The sequence below is a fragment of the Peribacillus saganii genome, assembly GCF_003429095.1.
Lineage (GTDB): Bacteria > Bacillota > Bacilli > Bacillales > DSM-1321 > Peribacillus > Peribacillus saganii.
Genome location: NZ_QVTE01000030.1, coordinates 68,571 through 88,237 on the forward strand (window position 1 = coordinate 68,571; position 19,667 = coordinate 88,237).

Sequence of the window (19,667 nt, forward strand, 5' to 3'; positions counted from 1 at the left end):
TGGAAAGCTAAGAAGGGAAGCATTGCTCCCCTTCATTTTTAATTGCAGTCTCCTGTAATCAATGTGATAGATAAAAAATGTTTTAAAAAGGATTGGAAATTTTGTTTTGCATTTGGTATTCAATCAAATTCTGCTTTCCACCTGCTGGCATACTTCTTCGGCTGTTAGGCCGCTTGCATCAATAACGGAACATTGAACAGAAGTGGCTTGCATGCCCATCACATTTTCATCCTGTCCTGAAATCACGCAGCATTGGCAGCCGTTTGCATCAGATTCCTGTCTTAACTGGACTACTTCATGACCTCTGTCGCGCAATGCCTGCTGTACATTTGTAAGTGACTGCTCTACACCAATCTTCGCCATGTATAACACCTCCTCGAAAAATATCCTTTGCTTAAAGGGGATATATTATTCTTTATGCTTCTCCCGCTTATTATTCTTGGTATAGGTGTGTGAATAAGATAAAATTTACTAGTATTTTCTGTTGACAGATGCAAATAGTCAGTATAATATAATAAATATAAATAGTTGAATAGCAGTCTCCTAAAGGGGAGTAGCTTTTACAACAAAGTCGTCATTTCGGAGTTCAGCTCCCGGCTTTGTTGGCAACCTGACCGTTGTTAGCAAGACCTTTACCAAATGGTAAAGGTCTTTATTTGTTTCTAAAAACCTTTGCCGAATAGGGTAAAGGTTTTTTTATTGGTCATTTAATATTTGATAACAGGAGAGATTGAGTATGAAAAAAGTAAGAATGTCGTTTGCAGAACTAATTAAGAAGAACAAAGATGAACTTTTAAAGGATAGGACACAGCTAGAAAAGATTGAAAAGCGGATTGATGAGAAGCATATGGCCAAAAACTAATATATGCAGCTGTAGAGTTAAATCAAAGTCATTATAAATTAAATCAATTCAGGAGGGTAATGAAGTGTTATTAAGGAAGTACATGTCATTGTTAGGAATTGGCTCAGCAAAAATTGATCTAATTTTAGAAAAAGACACTTATAAGGCAGGCAATCCAGTTCATGGGTATTTTCAAGTCATGGGCGGCACAATCGAGCAGCAGATTAGACGAATCGATTGTGATCTTGTCATGACAGATAAAGCAGAAGGTAGCGAAACGGTTATTGATACAACAACCATGCTTTCAACATCAAGGATTCATTCTGAGGAAACGAATAAAATTCCATTCGCTTTTCAGCTGCCAGCTTCCATCACAGTCTCAAACGAAGATATTTCTTACCGTTTTAAAACAAGGCTTACTTTTAATGAGGGAGTGAAAAGTATCGACCAGGATATAATCCAAATAGTGGGATAAAGAGGTGATTCTATTGTTCAAGTTTTTTAAACGAATCAAATTTATTTTAAAATTTTGGAAGTTCATACCATTTTTAAAGGATTTCTTTGTATCAAAGGATGTTCAGGCTCACAAAAAAGCGCTCGGTGTGTTAATGATCCTGACTTATGCGTTCTTCCCTTTCGACTTGATACCGGACTTCCTATCCTTAATAGGAATAGTCGATGATGTGGTGATCGCTGGGTTCGTATTAGAAAGAATGGTGGCATTGGCACCGGATTCGCTTAGACATAAACATGGCCTTATCTGATAAACGTAAAAGGGGGATTATATTAGATGGAATTATCGATTTTATTGGAATACGGATGGGTTTTATTGCTACTCATCGCGATTGAGGGACTTTTGGCGGCAGATAATGCGCTTGTATTGGCAATTATGGTTAAACATCTTCCAGAAGAAGAAAGAAAAAAGGCCCTGTTCTACGGGCTTGCAGGGGCATTCGTTTTCCGTTTTGCCTCACTATTCGCAATTTCGTTCCTCGTCGATGTTTGGCAGGTTCAGGCGATAGGTGCGCTATATCTCCTATTTATTGCGTTCAACCACATATTTAGAAAAGTGATTATCAAAAAAGGTGACGAAAAGAGCAAGGATAAAAAGGAAAAAAAGCAGTCAGGATTCTGGGCCACTGTGTTTAAAGTGGAACTTGCTGACATTGCATTTGCAGTTGACTCCATTTTGGCAGCTGTCGCGTTGGCGGTTGCACTCCCAAATACAGACCTGCCAAATATTGGCGGTCTTGATGGTGGTAAGTTCCTTGTCATTTTTGCCGGAGGGTTTATCGGACTCTTAATCATGCGATTTGCTGCTAACTACTTTGTAAAGCTACTCCATACAAGGCCAGGACTTGAAATTGCTGCGTTTATGATCGTAGGGTGGGTAGGGGTAAAGCTCTCCGTCTACACACTTTCACACCCAGAACTGGCTGTATTGCCTGAAGGATTCGCCAGCTCTTTCGGATGGAAAGCGACATTCTATACGGTACTCATCTTGATCGCTTTAGGCGGCTGGTTTTTATCAAAGGAGAAGAAAGATGAGCTTACCTCGGCAGAGGGATAATCGGTAATCAATGTAGCAAAAGCTGCTCTCTTCAAAGGGGGCATCTATTTTCAGGTTTACTAAACACAAAGACAGGTTAAAGGCAAGAGAGTGCTAAAACACCTGCTGAATATAAGTTACCACTTGTTGTTACAATGATAAGACATAGTTAATATTTGTTCCCTGGAGGTTGGACTTTTTTGACAGCTGAATTATTGGTGCTTTTAGTACTGATTTTGTTAAATGCATTTTTTGCGGCATCTGAGATGGCTTTAGTTTCATTAAATGATAATAAAATTAAGATGATGGCTGATCGTGGAGATAAGAAGGCATTGATGCTTCAAAACCTTCTGTCCGAACCAAGCAGGTTCCTTGCTACAATTCAAATCGGAATCACCCTTGCCGGATTCCTGGCTAGCGCATTCGCGGCCGGCAGCTTTGCAGGCAGCTTGGCAGCAGCTCTTTATAAGCTGGGTGTCCCTATTTCACAAGAACTGCTTGAAACAATTTCAGTTGTAGTCATTACCCTGGTATTATCATATTTTACTTTGGTATTAGGCGAGCTTGTCCCAAAGCGGCTTGCCCTGCAAAAAGCAGAAGCCATTTCCATGATGGTTGTAACGCCTTTAACAGTACTTTCAAAGATAACGGCACCCTTTGTCAGACTACTTACGATGTCAACGAACCTGATTGTCCGCTTATTCGGTGTCGATCCGAACGCCGAGGATGAACACGTGACAGAAGAAGAGATCCGAATGATGGTGGATGTCGGCAAGGAAAAGGGCACCATCCAGGCATCCGAAAAGATTATGATTAATAATATCTTTGAATTCGATAATAAAACAGTATCAGATATAATGACACACCGGACCAACATTATCGCGATTCCAATTGAGTACGGATTAAAAGAAACTGTCCGTATTATAAATACTGAAAAATACACGAGATTCCCGGTATATGAAAACAACATCGATAATATCATCGGTATACTCCATGCGAAGGATTTAATTCAGTTTTTGGAAATTGGTGATCACACATCCTTCAGTTTAAAGCAAATGATCAGGGAACCGTTGTATGTGCTTGAAACTAAAAGAAACGATCATTTGTTTAGAGAGATGCAAAAGAGAAATGTTCACATGGCAATCGCTGTGGATGAATATGGCGGTACGGATGGAATTGTTACAATTGAAGACCTGCTTGAAGAAATTGTCGGCAATATCTTTGACGAGTATGATGAACCGGCATTAGAATCCCAACAAATAAAAAAGATCGATCAAAACACATTCTTAATTTCCGGAATGTCAAATCTATATGACGTTGAGAAAACTTTAAAACGGGTATTGCCTACTCAAGAATATGACACATTAAGCGGTTTTGTTATAGGTCAGCTGGGCTATATACCAGGTTCAGATGAACACGTATCCATTGAATATAATGATATGCTGTTTATAGTAGAAGAAATGAATGATAAGCGGATTATGAAGATTAAGGTGCAAGTGAAGGACAAAGATTAAACGAAAGTAAAAAGCTCATTCAGTGTTCATACCTGGATGAGCTTTTTTTCTGGTGGTGTTTCTGCATATAAGAAAAAATTTAATGGTTCGGGCAAATAAACGAACCAAGGATATCAGTTATGTAAAGAAAGATGGTATAATTATGAAATTAATCTTGAAAAAACAATATTCTTAAATGTCAGGAAATTTTTAGAAGAAATGTGGTGTTTTCATGAAAAACTGGTTTTCCTCTTTGACCATTTTTTCTTCCATTCAGTGGCTTTTCTTTATTTTTGCGAACACTGTGGTAGTGCCGATTTCCATTGCTTCAGCTTTTGAACTGCCCCCTGAAACGTTTGAAATGATGCTTAGAATATCCCTTACTGTTACGGGGATCGTTTGTATATTTCAAGGATTGCTGGGCCATCGGCTGCCTGTGATGGAGGGCCATTCCGGGGTATTATGGGGGGTTATTCTAAACCTTGCACTGTCAGCTCCAGCTATGGGGATGAGTTTACCTGCTGTCGGGGGAGGGATTGCTACAGGCGTATTGTTAGCATGTCTTTTCACTCTGCTTCTTGCTGCCTTCAATGGAATAGCGCTCCTTCGTGCTTTATTCAGTCCGATGGTCATGTCGGTCTATCTTTTTTTGCTTACCTTCCAGCTTATATTTATATTTTTTAAAGGTATGCTTAAAGTTAATGAATCCGGAACGCTGGATACGGCCATTAGCCTGTATTCCATTGCGATCGTAATATTTGTCATAGCATTGAAAGTTAAAGGGAATAAAACAATAAGCAACTTTTCGATATTAATTGGCTTAATAGTTGGCTGGCTTGGGTTTTCACTGCTGTTTCCCCATGAACAGGCACAAACCGTTAAATCATCAATTTCTTTTGTGATGTTCCCATTGGGAAAACCCAATTTGGAAATTGGAATTATTACAGTGACTTTTTTTGCGGTAGTCATCAATCTAAGTAACACAATTACGTCTATTCTGGCAGGAGCAGAGCTGCTTCAAGAGAAACCAACAAATAAGCAATTCAGATATTCTTTCGCCATTACATCCATTTTTACGGCTATGGGAACAGGATTTGGGCTAGTCCCATACACTCCATTCACTTCTTCTATTGGTTTCTTGCAAAGCACCAGGATTTTCGAAAGACTGCCATTCCTCCTCGGAGGCGGACTGCTAACGCTAATTGGCTTAGTGCCAGTTTTCGGCTCTTTTTTGGTAACCATGCCGATAACGGTAGGTAATGCCGTTTTATTTGTAGCTTACCTGCAGCTGTTTGGAACGTCTTTTAGCAGTCTGAATGGGTACACATTCAATTCAAATACCATCTTTAGGCTTGCAGTGCCTGTTCTAGCAGGAGTCTGTCTAATGAATTCTTCTCCAGCCATGTTCACAGAGCTTCCCGTTGTAATCCAGCCGATCATTTCAAATGGGCTTATCATCGGTGTGGTGATTTCTATTTTATTGGAGCGGTTCGTACGCTGGCATGCTTATGAAATTGAGAATATATAAACCTTTTAAGTCCAGGATGACTTGTTGCATACATTGTTACAGGTCAGCCGTTTTTTGGTTAGGTAAGATTTATTTGGCATGATAATAGGATTAGCGTGGCTTTTGGGTAGATTATTCATCAAATTGGATAGATTTTTGTTAAAATCGGATAGGTTATTTTTGAAAGTGATTAAAGTAAACTGTGAGGAAACATAAACCCCAGTCTATTTGCTTCTGTACATAATAAATTGCACAGAGATATGGCATCAGGGTTATATGCTGCATCCCTTTTAATCAGCTTGAATCAATAGTGACTCAAACAAAAGGCTTAAAATGCACGATATGTACAACGCTTATTACAAAAAGCCATCCCATGATTTGGCTATTTGAACTCAATTCCATGGAATGGCAAAAGTATAAGAGGAATGTCTATTCTTAGTCCAAATTGTCAGAGCGGAAATGTAATAAACCATGCAAAATGGTTCTGCAACCGGCTATATCGCCTAAAGCGCTTTTCATCCGTTTTGCCTCTGCTTTAATGCTCTTGCTTTGCCACTCCCATTTTTATAAGGGTCAATCCATGTAATTTCTTTACATTTAGCTATTAAAGGAATATTTTTTCTTTATAACAAAGAAGCAATTTTTAATATGGAAGGTAAATCCATTATATATTACTGCTCTAGCTTGGCTGTTTGCTTATTAAGAATGCGTCGATTCCCCACCATCTACATGAAGGACTTGGCCGGTCACAAAACGAGAATCATCGGAAGCCAGATAAACATAGGTTGGCGCCAGTTCAAATGGATGAGCCACACGCTGCATTGGATTAAAAGCTCCGTAAACGGCAACTGTGTCTGATGAGAAACTAGCGGCGATCAAAGGAGTCCAAATCCGGCCAGGTGCAACGGCATTTACCCTGATGCCTTTATCTACTACGTTTTTCGCCAATGCACGTGTAAAGCCAACATTGGCACCTTTTGTAGCAGTGTAGTCAATCATTTGTTTTTCTCCGACATAGGTTACTACAGATGAAGTTTGGATGATGGAACTTCCGGGTTTCATATAGGGAAGTGCGGCTCTCGTTGTGTAAAAATGTGAGTAAATGTTTACTTTAAAGGTGTCATCAAATTGCTCGTCAGTAATATCAAGTAAGCTCTTTTGCTGGAATTGGATACCTACATGGTTACAGAGAATATCCAGGCATCCAAACATTCTTATTGTTTCCTCTACAATGGCGATGCACTGTCCTTTATCCCGCAAATCACCCGGCAATAACAAACAGCGTTGACCTAGCTGTTCGACTCTCATTCTTGTGCGGTTTGCATCCTCATGTTCATTTAAATAAGCAATAGCTACGTCGGCACCTTCCTTGGCGAAAGCAATCGCTACGGCCGCGCCAATTCCGCTGTCACCGCCTGTAATGAGCGCAATCTTTCCTTTTAGTTTCCCGCTTCCTCGATAATTTGGATTTTCAATAATCGGCCGGGGAACCATTAACCCTTCAACCCCCGGATGAAAGAGCTGACGCTGTTCTGGTAAATTTATTGGGATTTCCTCATATCGGACTATTCGCCCATAGTTAGGGTACATCGGGTATGGATGTTCAACTTTGTTCGCATCAAACATTTGTTGCAGCTGTTGAATCTGTTGCAGTTTCATTTGATCCAGCTGCCCCATCTGCATTCCGTTATCATGCTGATATTGGTTCATTTGGTACGGGGGGATCTGATACTGGGGCATCTGATATTTCGGCATTTCACTCGCTTGTTGATAATCGTAGCTATACTGCTGGTTCATCATTTGGTCCATTGAGTCCATCTTTTGATATTCATCGTTTTCAGGAATTTCACGATTTTCTTTTTCTCGGTTCATTGGAATCCTCCTGGGTTATAAACGTTCTGTTTACCGTATGTGGCAATAGAAATTGAAGTGCATGTTCCTAAATAAAGTAAAATGCCAAAAATCCCAAACAGAGAAAGTTATTCGCGAAGGAACCTGTACCTCCTGTTAATAGGCAGGGTAGTACTGGCTCCACATTGAAAGGGATTGAATAAGGTAACACGTAAGAATTAATGACTAGAGGGGGCTAAAGCTTTGCAATTTGAATTTAATCCAGAAGTAAGACTTTTGCTGGTGAACCACTCAGACGCCAAGGTAACGATGGTATATGACGCTCATTCCTGGCCAATGTCTGAAATTGGCTGGAGACCGCCATTTTACACCAACCCGCGTTATGGTTTTAACTATCCGGTCATTTGAATTTTTTAGCAGATACATCATAACAATAGGTAAATAAAAAGCCTGTATTTTTGATCCAGCAGTGATCATTGATACAGGCATTAATAATGTTCATGCAACCCTTAAAGCAAGTTAAAGGAAAGTAAAGGAAATTCTCTAAAAACTGGCATGGAAAAAACGCTACTATTAAGATTGTGCTTAATGGTTACATTATCTTCAGGAGGTGAGGATAATGAATCAAAAGCGAAATGGTTCAGAACAAGATATTCATGTAGGGCTGGGAGGCATGGGACTGTATGGCACCACTTCCAACGAGGAAATCGCTGGGTATCAGGCGACCGGTGATATTGAAAATACCGGAAAGCTGGATAATTTAAAAAAAGAAAGAAGGTCACCGGGTGCCATGCCTCGTTAAAGGGGCAATACCAGCGTGATTAATATGGAACTTGCGGTTGACATTGTCTAATCCCGTGCACAATTCAACGTGAGAATATTAAGATAAGGAAAAGGCAGCCAAATACGGATGCCTTTATTCTGGTTGACTTTCAGAGCTTCTTCCACTTACAGCTTCACGAGTTCGCCGGTCATTCTCTAAACCAGCGCTGCTATACGCATTATCACTTTCTAAAGTTCCTTTTACTGCGGGTTCCTCGTTATCAACGGTCAATTTTCTACTTTTGTCCTTATCTTTCGCCATTAAGAATGCCTCCTTCTAATATCTTATTATATTCTTCCAATCATGGTAGTCCTATACTCTCAGCCTTTCCTTGTATATGAAATATCTATCAGTCGCATAATAAAACCACATCAATATAAGGGGGAAGCTGCATGAGTAAACGCAATGGAAACGATTCTAACGCCGCACCTGATATCAAGGGTGGCCAAAAAGTAGTGAAAACATCTCCTGAACTTGCTGGATTGGATGACCGGACATCATTGGAAAGCAATCGTTCAGGCAACGACTTAATGGGCGGCACATCCGAAAGAATCTGATAAGACCGTTTCATTTTGTGTTTTACCCGATTGCAGGACTAAAATGAAGTTCTGTATTCGGGTCTTCTGTGTTCTAAAAGAAATGGGTATAGTAAATAAACCTGCTGGGACTATTAAATGGGAAACCGCTATCTCTATATTAAAGATGTACTCAGAGGTAATAGATATTTTAAAAAAATTACTCAAGAAGGGATTTTAGGGAGGACGCTGCATCAGATATGATGATATCAATATCAGGGGTCCCGATAAAGGAGTCTACTGAAAATAAGGGAGAGAATGAGAAGGAATGAAATCTGCTGCTCTACTAAAAAGGGCATATCTTATGAAATAATTCATAAACTATTTTAAGAATCTTTTAAAATAGGGGGATATTATGATAGGTAAAAATAGGTTATTTCTTATAATTTCAATATTACTAATGCTATTATCGGGCTGTAATAATGGAAAAGCTTCCGCTGAAAGAGGGGAGAAGAAGGGAGATAAGGTTTATTTTCAAATAAATGAAACCCAATTAACAAATAATGAAAAGAACATGTTGGAAAAAGTGAAACAAAGGATCAAATTAGCGAACCAAATCACCAAAGAGTCAGACACTATTATTAGAGAAGCCCAAAGTACAGATGATCTAGAAGGAGCATTGGATATTATGGCTATTTCCAAAGATGAAGTGAATAAACTTCTCTTGGAATTCCAAAGTGATTCCCAAATGAATAATGGTGATTTATTAGATCTGCAAAAAAAAGCAAAAAAATCTCTTGAAAAATACACTGAAGGAATCAAACTGCAAGAAGAAGGAATTAATGATGGTGATGGCATGAAAAATCAAAAGGGATTTGTTTTATCAGAAGAAGCGAAAAAAGAGATAGAAGATCTTAGTTCATTATTTAAGGATTGATTGTGCATATGCAGGGATAAGAGTGCCAGCGGTATGCAGTTTTCATACAAAATCCTGCTCATAACTCGGGGAAACGAGTCGAAAGCAAGAGAAAGCATTTTGGTTTAGCGTTATGACAAACCCGAATACGGGAATTGAGAATTTGATTTATACTTTCGGATTGTTAATTGATGATAAGCGGATTAAGCATAGAAGAAAGCAGAGGGATATGTGCTTTCTCTATGCTATTTTTATTGGGCTTATAGGTCTGTTTTAACAGACCGGCCAGTATAAAATTTCATACCTTCATTCATCGGGTTTTCCTTTGCTGAGATATTCTGAGGCACCAGCTTGATCACTAGAGTTTTGCTGCCAAGCGAAGAACGGTATTTCTCAACATGACTTTTTGAAAGCGGCGTATCATAATACCCTGGTACATACTTATTTAGCATGAGCTGCATAACTTTAGTCGCTTCAGTTAGATCTGTTACAAATTGTATTTTCCCGGAAACCATGGCACTCATGTAAGAAGTGTCGGTTTTCGCAGGTACTGGGTTTGCAAGGGTCCCGAAGTTTTCACATACTACTAAACTTGCATTTACATTCTGTTTCATTATTTCAATCTTCCTGCCTTCGCTTGCTCCGTGAAAGAAGGCTGCACCATTATGCCAAATGAAATTCATTGGTACGACATATGGAATTTGGCCTTCTGCCAGTCCTAAGAAACCTGTTTGGGCGTTTATTAGAAAAGATTCAATTTTTTCTTGGTCATTGCAGGCTAATGCTTCTTGTCTCATTTATTAATCCTCCCAGGTGTTGTGGTAAAATAATCTTATTCTTTTTCTGTACTGCTAAAAAGAGACAGTTCAAGGATATTTAACCTGGTCAGAATAGAGGTGTTCGCGTTGATATTTACCCTTTTTTTAGATAAAAATGCAACTCTGCCTTTGTATGTTCAATTATATGAATACATAAAAACAGAAATAGAGTTTGGTAGGATGCAAGCAGGTGAAAAGCTGCCATCCATACGGTTTTTGTCAAAAGAACTGCAAGTGAGTAAACAGACGATAGAAAATGCTTATCAGCAGCTAGCCTCGGAAGGATATGTGGAAAGCCGTCCCAAAAGCGGTTTTATTGTGGTGCAGATTGAAGAACAAGTGATTATTCCGACTCATAGTAAAGCCCTAGATTTGCCTGAGCCAGCAGCAACACCCAAAATTGTATATGATTTCAAATATGGGGATATAGAATTGGAACTGTTTCCTAAGAGAATCTGGAGGCAATGTATTAACGCTGCCTTGGACGGCGCTACAGAAGATATTCTCTTGTATGGTCTACCTCAAGGGAGTTCTGAATTGCGGGACGAAATAAGAAAGTATGTACGGAAAGCTCGAGGAATTACTTGTTCAGCTGAGCAAATTTTTATATTCGGTGGCACACAGCAGTCCATAGGTTTTCTTGCGCGGCTGCTATCTTTACGCAACAACAATGTCGCGATGGAAAACCCCGGTTATGAAGGAGTACGCTCAGTATTTCTTGATGAGGGTTGTTATATCGTCCCCATATCACTTGAAAAAGACGGTATTTGTATTGAGGAGCTGCAGGATGTTGCCGCTCGTGCACTTTATGTAACCCCGTCCCACCAATTTCCTATGGGTATGGTGCTTCCTGTCGGAAAACGGCTGCAGCTTCTGCATTGGGCTTGTGAAGCGAATTCCTACATTATAGAAGACGATTATGATGGTGAGTTTAGGTATATTGGGAAGCCGATTCCTTCTCTTAAATCCCTGGATAAGGACGAAAGGGTTGTTTATTGCGGAACTTTTTCAAAATGCTTTTTACCAGCTGCACGTATCAGTTATGTGATTTTGCCGCCTTCTCTTGTTGAACAGGGAATTGAGGTTATTACCCCATACAGCCAATCAGCATCACCGATCCTCCAAAAAGCCTTGGCAATATTTATGAAGGAGGGTTATTTTGAAAGGCATATCCGCAGGATGAGAACTGTCTACCAGCAAAAACACCAGGTGCTTTTGAAGTCGATAGGTGAGTATATGGGCGATCATGTGGAGATTATCGGCCAGCGGGCTGGACTGCATATATTGATAAAGCTAAGGGAGGGGGATGCCGACACTCTGATAAGGAAGGCAGCGGAACATGGGATTCAAGTGTACTCACCCGCCAAGAATTGGCTGGAAGAAGACCAGGTCCCAGCCTGTTTTGTGATGCTTGGATTTGGCGGGCTGTCTAAAGAGATGATAGGTAAAGGGATAAAACAACTGGCTAACATCTGGAAGTTTTTTTCATGATTATTGCTTCCATAACAGCAGTAAGCAGACATTAATTATCACTGCAGCAATAATTATCCTGCCTAAAAGCGGAATTCCTCACTTCGATAAAGCTGCTGCACCAAACCCGAAAATGACAAGCTCCAAACCAGCCGATAAGGAGTTGGCAGAAGAAAAGGTGACTTCGGAGCGATAAAAGTTCTCATACTATCGATATTAGGATGGGAGTGCCAATTCCATTCCTAATTTAGTGATTTCCTGTTTATGTGCTTGGAAACCCCAGGAGCCTACTGACAGCAGTATACATAATTCCAGGAGCAGAATAATAGTAAATTTCCATTTTCAATGATGGCGATTTAAATCTCCTTTTAGCTAGGTAATTTAAATATAGCCTGCTCTTAACTTACAGTAAATTAATTTTCAGTAACCTAAACTAAAGCTCAGCGCTACTAAAGAAAAGACTGGTTCTAGATTGGGAAATGTGAGTATTTGCCAGGCATCTATCTGTCACAAAAACGGAGGAAGGCTATTTCGCCTTCCTCTGTTTGTTTCTCAGAAATATCTATTACCATCTGTGAGCCTTTGCATTACTTCTTAAGATTAAATTCGATCTGGACATTTCGGTATGCCCATTTACTTGAGAATTAAAACGCTTAGGTCTTGTCCAATTATGGTGAAACAGCTGAGAATGTTGATCTAATTGACCGCGATAACTCATTATGGAATCACCTCATAGTTAGGATAAGATAATCTGAGAAGAATGATATTACTTGAATATCCTTTTAAGTATTTGAATATTTGAATGAAAAAATACCTATATGAACAGATAGGGAGTAATATTTCTGGATAGAAACCCTTCCTAAAAAGTTGTACACTAACCCTAGACTACATAACAAAGGGTGTATTAACAAATGGAAAATATTACAGAGGCATCTCTTTTAGAGGTAATCGGAGAGCTGTTCTCGGATGAAATATCGATTGCTGTCTCTAATACAATGGAATATATCTATTATCGGCCCAGTAAACGGATTGATTTAAAGATCAGGCCCGGAGATCCTATAAAGGAAGGTACCATTGCCCATAAGGCTTTATTAAGTAAACAAAAAGTGTCGGAATTTATTAACCGGGACTTATTCGGAGTTCCGTATCATGGCATGGCTGTTCCTTTTCTGAGAGATGGTGTTGTGGAAGGCTGTGTTACAGCGATTTATCCTGCACTTACGGATGGAAAGTCAGTCGTAACCGTAAAAACAAATGATGGCTGGACACCTGTTCCGTTTCAGGAAGTGATCTATTTGGAAGCCAAAGATCGTAAAACACATGTTTGTACACAATCGGTTTCAGGTACACATAAACATACTCTGCAGGAGTTTGAATATCTTCTTCCAAGGGATTCGTTTATCAGATGCCATCGCTCCTTTATTATCAATGTAAATTTCATAAAAGAGATTTTTCCTGACACACATTCCACATTTCTGCTTGCGATGAAAAATGAAGCGAGGATCCCAGTCAGCCAGTCTTACTCAAGTTATTTTCGAAAGCTGCTTGGGTTTTAAAAAAATGCTGGCTAATGATTAAAAAATGCTGCTTTGTCCTAATTTTCCATAAAAGTATCCCATTATCCTTATTTAGTAGTTTCTAAAGGGTAAAATAATTCTAAAAATTAGAAAAACGAGGGTATCTTATGGAGATAAGAAATGAACGTATTAAAGACCCGCTCCTAAGAGAGCGAGTTGTTACACCGGAAGAAGCAGCATCTTGGATCCAAGATGGCATGACATTAGGATTAAGCGGTTTTACCCGTGCAGGTGATGTGAAAGCGGTTCCATTTGCCCTTGTGAAGCGAGCAGAACAGGAAGATTTTAAAGTCAATGTTTATACTGGGGCCTCTCTCGGATCTGATGTGGATAAACTGTTTGCTGAAGTGGGCATTATTAATAAACGATTACCGTTCCAGGCAGATGCTACTATGCGCAAAAAGATAAATGAGGGTAACATGTTATTCGTTGATCATCACTTGTCCCATACGGCTGAATTAGTACGTGCTGACGTGTTAGAGCAGATAGATTACGCCATTTTGGAAGCGATTTCCATAACGGAAGATGGAATGGTGATTCCAACTACATCAATCGGCAACTCCATGGTGTTTGCCCAGCATGCAAAATCGATTATTATTGAAATTAATACCGCACAACCAGAACTGCTGGAAGGTTTGCATGATTTATACGAGCCTGGAAAACAAGGGGACCGTTCCCCGATTCCACTCACTCATACAAATGACCGTATAGGAACGGCTGGAATCCCAATCGATGTTGAAAAGGTAAAGGGTATCGTGTTTACAAACCAACTCGACTCTCCTTCGACGATTGTGGCCCCGGACGAAGAAACACAAATTATGGCTCAGCATTTGCTTACATTCCTTCGCAGTGAGATAAGTTCCGGCAGATTGACAGAACGGCTGGCTCCGCTTCAATCAGGGATCGGTTCGGTTGCCAATGCAGTCCTTCATGGGATGTTAGATTCAGAGTTTGAAGGGTTAGAGGTTTATTCCGAAGTATTACAGGATGCCGTGTTTGATTTAATCGATGCAGGAAAGGTAAGCTTTGCTTCCTGCTGTTCGATTACGCTTTCGGAATCAAAAATGGAACAGGTCTTTTCAAATTTTGAAAAATATCGGGATAAATTAATCATGAGGCCACAGGAAATTTCCAACCATCCGGAAATTATCCGCCGTCTCGGCTTGATTTCAATTAACACAGCTCTTGAATTAGATATATATGGAAACGTAAACTCAACGCATGTATCGGGAACAAAAATGATGAATGGAATCGGCGGATCAGGAGATTTTGCCCGCAACGCAAGGCTGGCCATTTTCGTTACAAAATCTATTGCCAAGGATGGAAAAATTTCAAGTATTGTTCCGTTTGTATCCCATGTGGACCACACAGAGCATGATGTCGACATTATTGTCACCGAGCAAGGGTACGCAGACCTTCGTGGACTGGCGCCAAGGCAACGGGCGGAGTTAATTATTGAAAATTGTGCCCATCCAATGTACCGCAAACAATTATGGGACTATTACCAGGAAGCCCTCACAAGAGGCGGCCAAACTCCACATGTCTTGGAGAAGGCTCTTTCCTGGCACACAAATTTCGCAAAAAATGGAACCATGTTAGATCAAGCATTACAGAATGTTTGATCTAGTTGAAGGAATGGATAAAAAATGCCCTGTTGCTAAAATGCAGCAGGGTGTTTTTAACTGGCAGGAACCTTTAAGTCTAAACCAAGTATCCTACATGCCTAACGCACACTAGCCAGCCAATGCTGAGAACACATTGCACGTATTCTTGTATAAGGGTGCGTGCACGTTTGTAATTCAAAGCAGTAATATGACTGTTGAAATTTTTCCAATCAAACGTTTGATTAAATCATGTATACTTATATCAAATTATTGGCTGCGCTGGAGATGAAAACATGGTTACAATTTCTGATATTGCTAAAATCGCAGGGGTTGCGAAAAGTACAGTTTCGCGATACTTGAACGGTGGCTCCATAAGTGAGACCACAAAGAAAAAAATTGAAAATGTTATCGCCGCTACCGGATATTCACCGAATAAATTTGCACAGAGCTTGAAAGCGAAAAGAACAAATATCATTGGCACCATTGTTCCTCGCCTGGATTCGTTTGCAACTTCGCAGACTTTGATTGGGATAGACGATCACTTGAGGGAGCTTGATTGCCAGATGGTTATTTCCAATTCAAGCCAGGATTTGAAACGTGAAATTGAAAACATCTATAGCCTGGCCAAGCAAAAGGTTGCAGGTATCATTTTGCTTGCAACGGAAATTACCACTGAGCATTTAGAAGCATTTAGAACTGTCCAGCTTCCTGTAATGCTGGTTGGCCAGCAGCACGACCAATTTCATAGTGTGATTCATAATGACTATGATGCAGCCTATGAGCTGGGGAAATATATTTTGGCAAATGGCCACCGGAAAATTGCGTACCTGGGTGTTACGGAAAAAGATGTCGCGGTAGGGATTAAGCGAAAAGAAGGCTTCAGGAAAGCGGTAGAAGAAGTACCTGGCTCTAAAGTACGCTATTTTGAGACAAGCTTTAAAATCGAACACTCCATACAAAAAGTGCCTGAAATATTGGAGGAATTTAATCCAACCATCATTGTCTGCGCGACAGATAATATTGCTTTAGGAGCGTTAAAAGCAGCTCATATGAATCGGCTGCGCGTGCCGGATGATCTCTCAATCACCGGTTTCGGCGGTTATGAAATCACTGAAATCACCCATCCAAGTATAACCACTGCCAAATTTTACTACCGCGAAGCCGGCAATTTGGCTGCACGGAATATGGTCAAGCTTGTTAATGAAGAAGAAATAAATCAAATAACATTCTCGCGATATAAAATTTTGGAACGAGAAAGCGTTGACAAGTTGAAATAATAATCTTATAATCTAGTTGTGAAACCGGTTCCACTATTGTTTAATAATCAGATGGAACCGGTTCTTGAATGATAAAGTTAAATTTTTTTAATAAATGTGGAACCGGTTCCTTTTTTTATTATAATTTGGAACCGGTTCCGAAAAAAGAGGGTGAGATAAGTTGAATTACTCGAACATAGCACAGGAAATCCTGGCTGCCATTGGCGGCAAAGAAAATATCAATGCTGCAGCGCATTGTGCAACAAGATTACGTTTGGTTTTAAACAACGAAGAAACCATTGACCAATCCAAACTGGATGAGATGGATGTTGTAAAAGGAACCTTTTCAACTGGCGGACAGTATCAAATCATTCTTGGCTCAGGAACGGTTAATGAAGTGTATAAAGAATTTGCTAAGCTGACAGGCCAATCCGAAATGTCAACGAAGGATGTAAGCAGTGCGGGGTCAAAGAAATTGAATCCGCTTCAAAGATTCGTAAAAATGCTTTCGGATATTTTCGTCCCGATCATCCCTGCAATCGTAGCCGGCGGTTTATTGATGGGATTAAACAACCTATTAACAGCAAAAGATTTCTTTATTGAAGGCCAATCGTTGATAGAAGCGTATCCTAATATGGCGGACTTGGCTGCTCTGATTAATACTTTTGCTAATGCGGCATTCGTATTCCTGCCAATATTAATAGGATTTTCAGCAACCCAGAGATTTGGCGGAAATCCTTATCTTGGAGCTGCGCTTGGAATGCTGATGGTTCATCCGGATTTATTAAATGGTTATGGGTACGCTGATGCGATGGCAAAAGGAGAAGTTCCAATCTGGAAGATATTTGGGTTCGAGATTGAGAAGGTAGGATATCAAGGCAGTGTGCTGCCTGTTCTTGTATCTTCCTTTATCCTAGCCAAAATCGAAACCTTCTTAAGAAGAAGGGTACCATCTTTTCTTGATAACCTGGTAACACCATTATTATCAATTTTCATTACCGGTGTGCTTACATTCATTTTTGTTGGTCCAATTACACGCAGCGCTGGTAATTTATTGACTGACGGCCTTGTATGGCTTTACGATACAACCGGTTTCATCGGAGGGGCCTTGTTTGGGCTTTTATATGCACCGATCGTTATTACCGGAATGCACCATAGCTTTATTGCAGTTGAGACACAGCTGCTAGCGGATATGGCGAAGACGGGCGGATCCTTTATCTTTCCAATTGCAGCAATGTCTAATATTGCGCAAGGTGCGGCAACAATTGCGGTTCTGCTTCTGGTTCGTGATGCCAAAATTAAGGGAACTGCTTCAGCTGCCGGTATTTCAGCCTTGCTTGGGATTACCGAACCAGCCATGTTTGGGGTAAACCTTAAACTGAAATATCCTTTCATAGGAGCCATTTCTGGTGCTGCCGCAGGCTCTGCATTTATTTCATTATTTAAGGTCAAAGCAATCGCTTTAGGTGCTGCAGGGCTGCCTGGCATTATCTCCATAAAACCAGGAACAATTACGTTCTATATCTTGGGTATGGCAATTACTTTTGCAGTAGCCTTCTTGGTTACTATTGTGCTTGGAAAACGTGATTCGAGAAAACAGGCATTTGGTAATAAAGGAACCAGAGAACAAAAAGCTAGCTAAAGCCATAAAAAAACGCCAGGGAAATCGCAAGCAGATTTCCCTGTATTTATTTCACGTAGAATGCATAATTTTTTCAACATTGACAACAGTCTAGCTGAAGTACCCAGCAATTTTTTTGCGAAGTAAAAATAAAGCCCGCCGCACAGGACAAGAAACAATTCCGCAGGGACACCTGGCACGAACCAATGCAACAGCATTTGTGAGGACGCGGTAGTGCTCTGGTGTCCCCACTGGACGAAGGCTGCAGCGGGTCTAAGTGAGAATTCACTGCCGAATTCCCCATTGCCAGGTGCTTCAGCTTTTCTATAAAGGAGAGACAAAGATGGAATGGACTAAAGAACAACGATATAGCCGGCTCGAAGATCAGAAGCCGGAATTTATTGAAGCACTAGCTGAGCAAGTGAATTCGTGCCCTTGGCGTCAATCCTTCCACATTCAGCCTCGAACAGGACTCTTGAATGACCCAAACGGATTCGCTTACTATAACGGTCATTATCATTTATTTTATCAATGGTTCCCATTGGGACCTGTTCATGGTTTAAAATATTGGTATCATATGAAATCAAAAGATTTGGTACATTGGGAGGATGCCGGGATTGGCATAAGACCGGACAATAAGTATGACAGCCAGGGAGCATATTCAGGAAGTGCAATTGAACGTGATGGCAAGCTGCATTTAATCTATACTGGAAATACACGTGATGAAAATTGGATAAGGCACCCTTATCAATGCCTAGCTGTGATGGATGATGAAGATCACATTGAAAAAATGGAAAAACCTATAATTGCTGAAATACCCGCGGGATATACAGATCATTTCCGTGACCCGAAGGTTTGGAAAGAAGATAACGCATATTATGCTGTCATCGGAGCCCAGCGCGAAGATGAAACTGGCTGTGTGGTTTTATATAGTTCCCAAAATATGACGGAGTGGCAGTTTGAAGGAGAGCTTGAAACAAGGCTGAAGCAATTCGGTTATATGTGGGAGTGTCCTGATTATTTCGAGCTTGACGGCATGGGTGTTTTGATTTTTTCACCACAAGGGATTGTTCCCTCTGGTGATGCTTATCAAAATATCTATCAATCGGGCTATATAATTGGTGATAAATTACATTTTGCGGATAGAACATTTGAACATGGCGGTTTCCAGGAGCTCGACCGGGGGTTTGATTTTTATGCTCCTCAGACAACGATAGATCCAAATGGCAGAAGAATCATGGTCGCATGGATGGGCTTGCCCGAAGTCGAATATCCAACTGACAAAAACGGCTGGGCACATTGCTTAACGCTCCCAAGGGAACTATTTATAAGGAAAGGAAAGCTTATCCAGAGGCCCGTAAAGGAACTGGAATTACTTCGAAAACAAAAAAGCTTTGTTAATGCGGTGTTAAAGAATGAAACCAAGTCATTTGATGACTTCAGAGGAAACAGATTTGAATTCCGATGTGAAGTAAACCGTTTTGACGCCGAGGAGTTTGGTATTGAAATCCGTGCCAGCGAATCAGAAAAAACGGTGATTAAATATGATGCCATTCAAAAAAAGATAATCTTCGATAGAAGTAAATCGGGCAAACAGTTTGCTAATAAATACGGTACAACTAGGTCTTGCTGGCTGGATGCGGAAAAAATTATTTTTCATATGTTTGTAGATACGTCTTCGGTTGAAATATTTATCAATGAGGGAGAAGAAGTTTTTACTGGACGTATTTTTCCTGGGAAGGACAGCAGCCAAATCCGTTTTTATGCGAAAAATGGAAGTGCTGATGTTACCGCACAAAAGTGGGAACTGTAAATATTTGTTCGGA

21 protein-coding genes are annotated in these 19,667 nt (G+C 40.3%); 16 read left to right on the forward strand and 5 right to left on the reverse strand.

Annotation, left to right across the window (positions count from 1 at the left end; translation table 11 throughout):
• Positions 1–123: 123 nt before the first annotated feature.
• Positions 124–363 (reverse strand): YkuS family protein, encoded by a 240-nt coding sequence (locus tag D0469_RS10730; RefSeq protein ID WP_117326744.1) that lies wholly within the window; start codon positions 361–363, stop codon positions 124–126.
• 373 nt (positions 364–736) lie between these two features.
• On the opposite strand from D0469_RS10730, the gene D0469_RS10735 reads away from it, so the two are divergent.
• From D0469_RS10735 to D0469_RS10760, 6 genes are all read left to right on the forward strand, one after another.
• Entirely contained in the window at positions 737–862 is a 126-nt protein-coding gene (locus tag D0469_RS10735; RefSeq protein ID WP_117326745.1) for an FbpB family small basic protein, read from the forward strand.
• A 64-nt stretch (positions 863–926) separates the two neighbouring features.
• The gene (locus D0469_RS10740; RefSeq protein WP_117326746.1) at positions 927–1,316 is read left to right on the forward strand and encodes a sporulation protein; all 390 of its coding nucleotides are present in this window, start codon (positions 927–929) and stop codon (positions 1,314–1,316) included.
• Positions 1,317–1,329: 13 nt separating this feature from the next.
• Positions 1,330–1,605: a YkvA family protein gene (locus D0469_RS10745; RefSeq protein WP_117326747.1), complete on the forward strand. Its 276-nt coding sequence runs from the start codon at positions 1,330–1,332 to the stop codon at positions 1,603–1,605.
• Positions 1,606–1,631: 26 nt separating this feature from the next.
• Complete coding sequence (locus D0469_RS10750; RefSeq protein ID WP_117326748.1) at positions 1,632–2,411, forward strand: TerC family protein; 780 nt, start codon at positions 1,632–1,634, stop codon at positions 2,409–2,411.
• Positions 2,412–2,590: 179 nt separating this feature from the next.
• The gene (locus tag D0469_RS10755) at positions 2,591–3,904 is read left to right on the forward strand and encodes a hemolysin family protein (protein WP_117326749.1); all 1,314 of its coding nucleotides are present in this window, start codon (positions 2,591–2,593) and stop codon (positions 3,902–3,904) included.
• 211 nt (positions 3,905–4,115) lie between these two features.
• On the forward strand, positions 4,116–5,411 hold the full coding sequence (locus D0469_RS10760) for a uracil/xanthine transporter (RefSeq protein WP_117326750.1): 1,296 nt from the start codon (positions 4,116–4,118) through the stop codon (positions 5,409–5,411).
• Positions 5,412–6,089: 678 nt separating this feature from the next.
• Here D0469_RS10760 and D0469_RS10765 read toward each other — a convergent pair.
• Positions 6,090–7,067, reverse strand: coding sequence for an SDR family oxidoreductase (locus tag D0469_RS10765; protein ID WP_117326823.1), 978 nt, complete (start codon positions 7,065–7,067; stop codon positions 6,090–6,092).
• Positions 7,068–7,484: 417 nt separating this feature from the next.
• On the opposite strand from D0469_RS10765, the gene D0469_RS21365 reads away from it, so the two are divergent.
• Together D0469_RS21365 and D0469_RS10770 are read left to right on the forward strand one after the other, a co-directional pair.
• Complete coding sequence (locus D0469_RS21365; protein ID WP_199478479.1) at positions 7,485–7,649, forward strand: hypothetical protein; 165 nt, start codon at positions 7,485–7,487, stop codon at positions 7,647–7,649.
• A gap of 211 nt (positions 7,650–7,860) precedes the next feature.
• Complete coding sequence (locus D0469_RS10770; protein WP_117326751.1) at positions 7,861–8,043, forward strand: hypothetical protein; 183 nt, start codon at positions 7,861–7,863, stop codon at positions 8,041–8,043.
• A gap of 114 nt (positions 8,044–8,157) precedes the next feature.
• On the opposite strand, the gene D0469_RS21095 is transcribed toward D0469_RS10770, so the two are convergent.
• The gene (locus tag D0469_RS21095) at positions 8,158–8,325 is read right to left on the reverse strand and encodes a hypothetical protein (protein ID WP_158553423.1); all 168 of its coding nucleotides are present in this window, start codon (positions 8,323–8,325) and stop codon (positions 8,158–8,160) included.
• Between the two features lie 131 nt (positions 8,326–8,456).
• Here D0469_RS21095 and D0469_RS21100 point away from each other — a divergent pair, with 131 nt between their 5' ends.
• Positions 8,457–8,621 (forward strand): hypothetical protein, encoded by a 165-nt coding sequence (locus tag D0469_RS21100; protein WP_158553425.1) that lies wholly within the window; start codon positions 8,457–8,459, stop codon positions 8,619–8,621.
• Between the two features lie 373 nt (positions 8,622–8,994).
• The gene (locus D0469_RS10775) at positions 8,995–9,516 is read left to right on the forward strand and encodes a hypothetical protein (protein WP_117326752.1); all 522 of its coding nucleotides are present in this window, start codon (positions 8,995–8,997) and stop codon (positions 9,514–9,516) included.
• A gap of 239 nt (positions 9,517–9,755) precedes the next feature.
• Here the strand turns inward: D0469_RS10775 and D0469_RS10780 are convergent, their stop codons facing one another.
• On the reverse strand, positions 9,756–10,292 hold the full coding sequence (locus D0469_RS10780) for a pyridoxamine 5'-phosphate oxidase family protein (protein WP_117326753.1): 537 nt from the start codon (positions 10,290–10,292) through the stop codon (positions 9,756–9,758).
• Positions 10,293–10,400: 108 nt separating this feature from the next.
• Here D0469_RS10780 and pdxR point away from each other — a divergent pair, with 108 nt between their 5' ends.
• Entirely contained in the window at positions 10,401–11,804 is a 1,404-nt protein-coding gene (gene pdxR, locus D0469_RS10785; protein ID WP_233523024.1) for a MocR-like pyridoxine biosynthesis transcription factor PdxR, read from the forward strand.
• A gap of 544 nt (positions 11,805–12,348) precedes the next feature.
• Here pdxR and D0469_RS10795 read toward each other — a convergent pair.
• Entirely contained in the window at positions 12,349–12,501 is a 153-nt protein-coding gene (locus D0469_RS10795) for a YpzG family protein (protein WP_117326754.1), read from the reverse strand.
• Positions 12,502–12,694: 193 nt separating this feature from the next.
• Here D0469_RS10795 and D0469_RS10800 point away from each other — a divergent pair, with 193 nt between their 5' ends.
• The 5 genes from D0469_RS10800 to D0469_RS10825 all read left to right on the forward strand — a co-directional run bounded on the left by D0469_RS10800 (position 12,695) and on the right by D0469_RS10825 (position 19,654).
• On the forward strand, positions 12,695–13,339 hold the full coding sequence (locus D0469_RS10800; RefSeq protein ID WP_117326755.1) for a LytTR family DNA-binding domain-containing protein: 645 nt from the start codon (positions 12,695–12,697) through the stop codon (positions 13,337–13,339).
• 128 nt (positions 13,340–13,467) lie between these two features.
• Positions 13,468–14,982, forward strand: coding sequence for an acetyl-CoA hydrolase/transferase family protein (locus D0469_RS10805; RefSeq protein ID WP_117326756.1), 1,515 nt, complete (start codon positions 13,468–13,470; stop codon positions 14,980–14,982).
• A gap of 275 nt (positions 14,983–15,257) precedes the next feature.
• Positions 15,258–16,241 carry a LacI family DNA-binding transcriptional regulator gene (locus tag D0469_RS10810; protein ID WP_117326757.1) on the forward strand — a complete coding sequence of 328 codons (984 nt, stop codon included), beginning with the start codon at positions 15,258–15,260 and terminating at the stop codon, positions 16,239–16,241.
• A gap of 160 nt (positions 16,242–16,401) precedes the next feature.
• A complete protein-coding gene (locus tag D0469_RS10815) occupies positions 16,402–17,862 on the forward strand; it encodes a sucrose-specific PTS transporter subunit IIBC (RefSeq protein WP_117326758.1) in 1,461 nt (486 codons plus the stop codon).
• Between the two features lie 322 nt (positions 17,863–18,184).
• Positions 18,185–19,654: a glycoside hydrolase family 32 protein gene (locus D0469_RS10825; protein ID WP_117326760.1), complete on the forward strand. Its 1,470-nt coding sequence runs from the start codon at positions 18,185–18,187 to the stop codon at positions 19,652–19,654.
• Positions 19,655–19,667 lie beyond the last annotated feature (13 nt).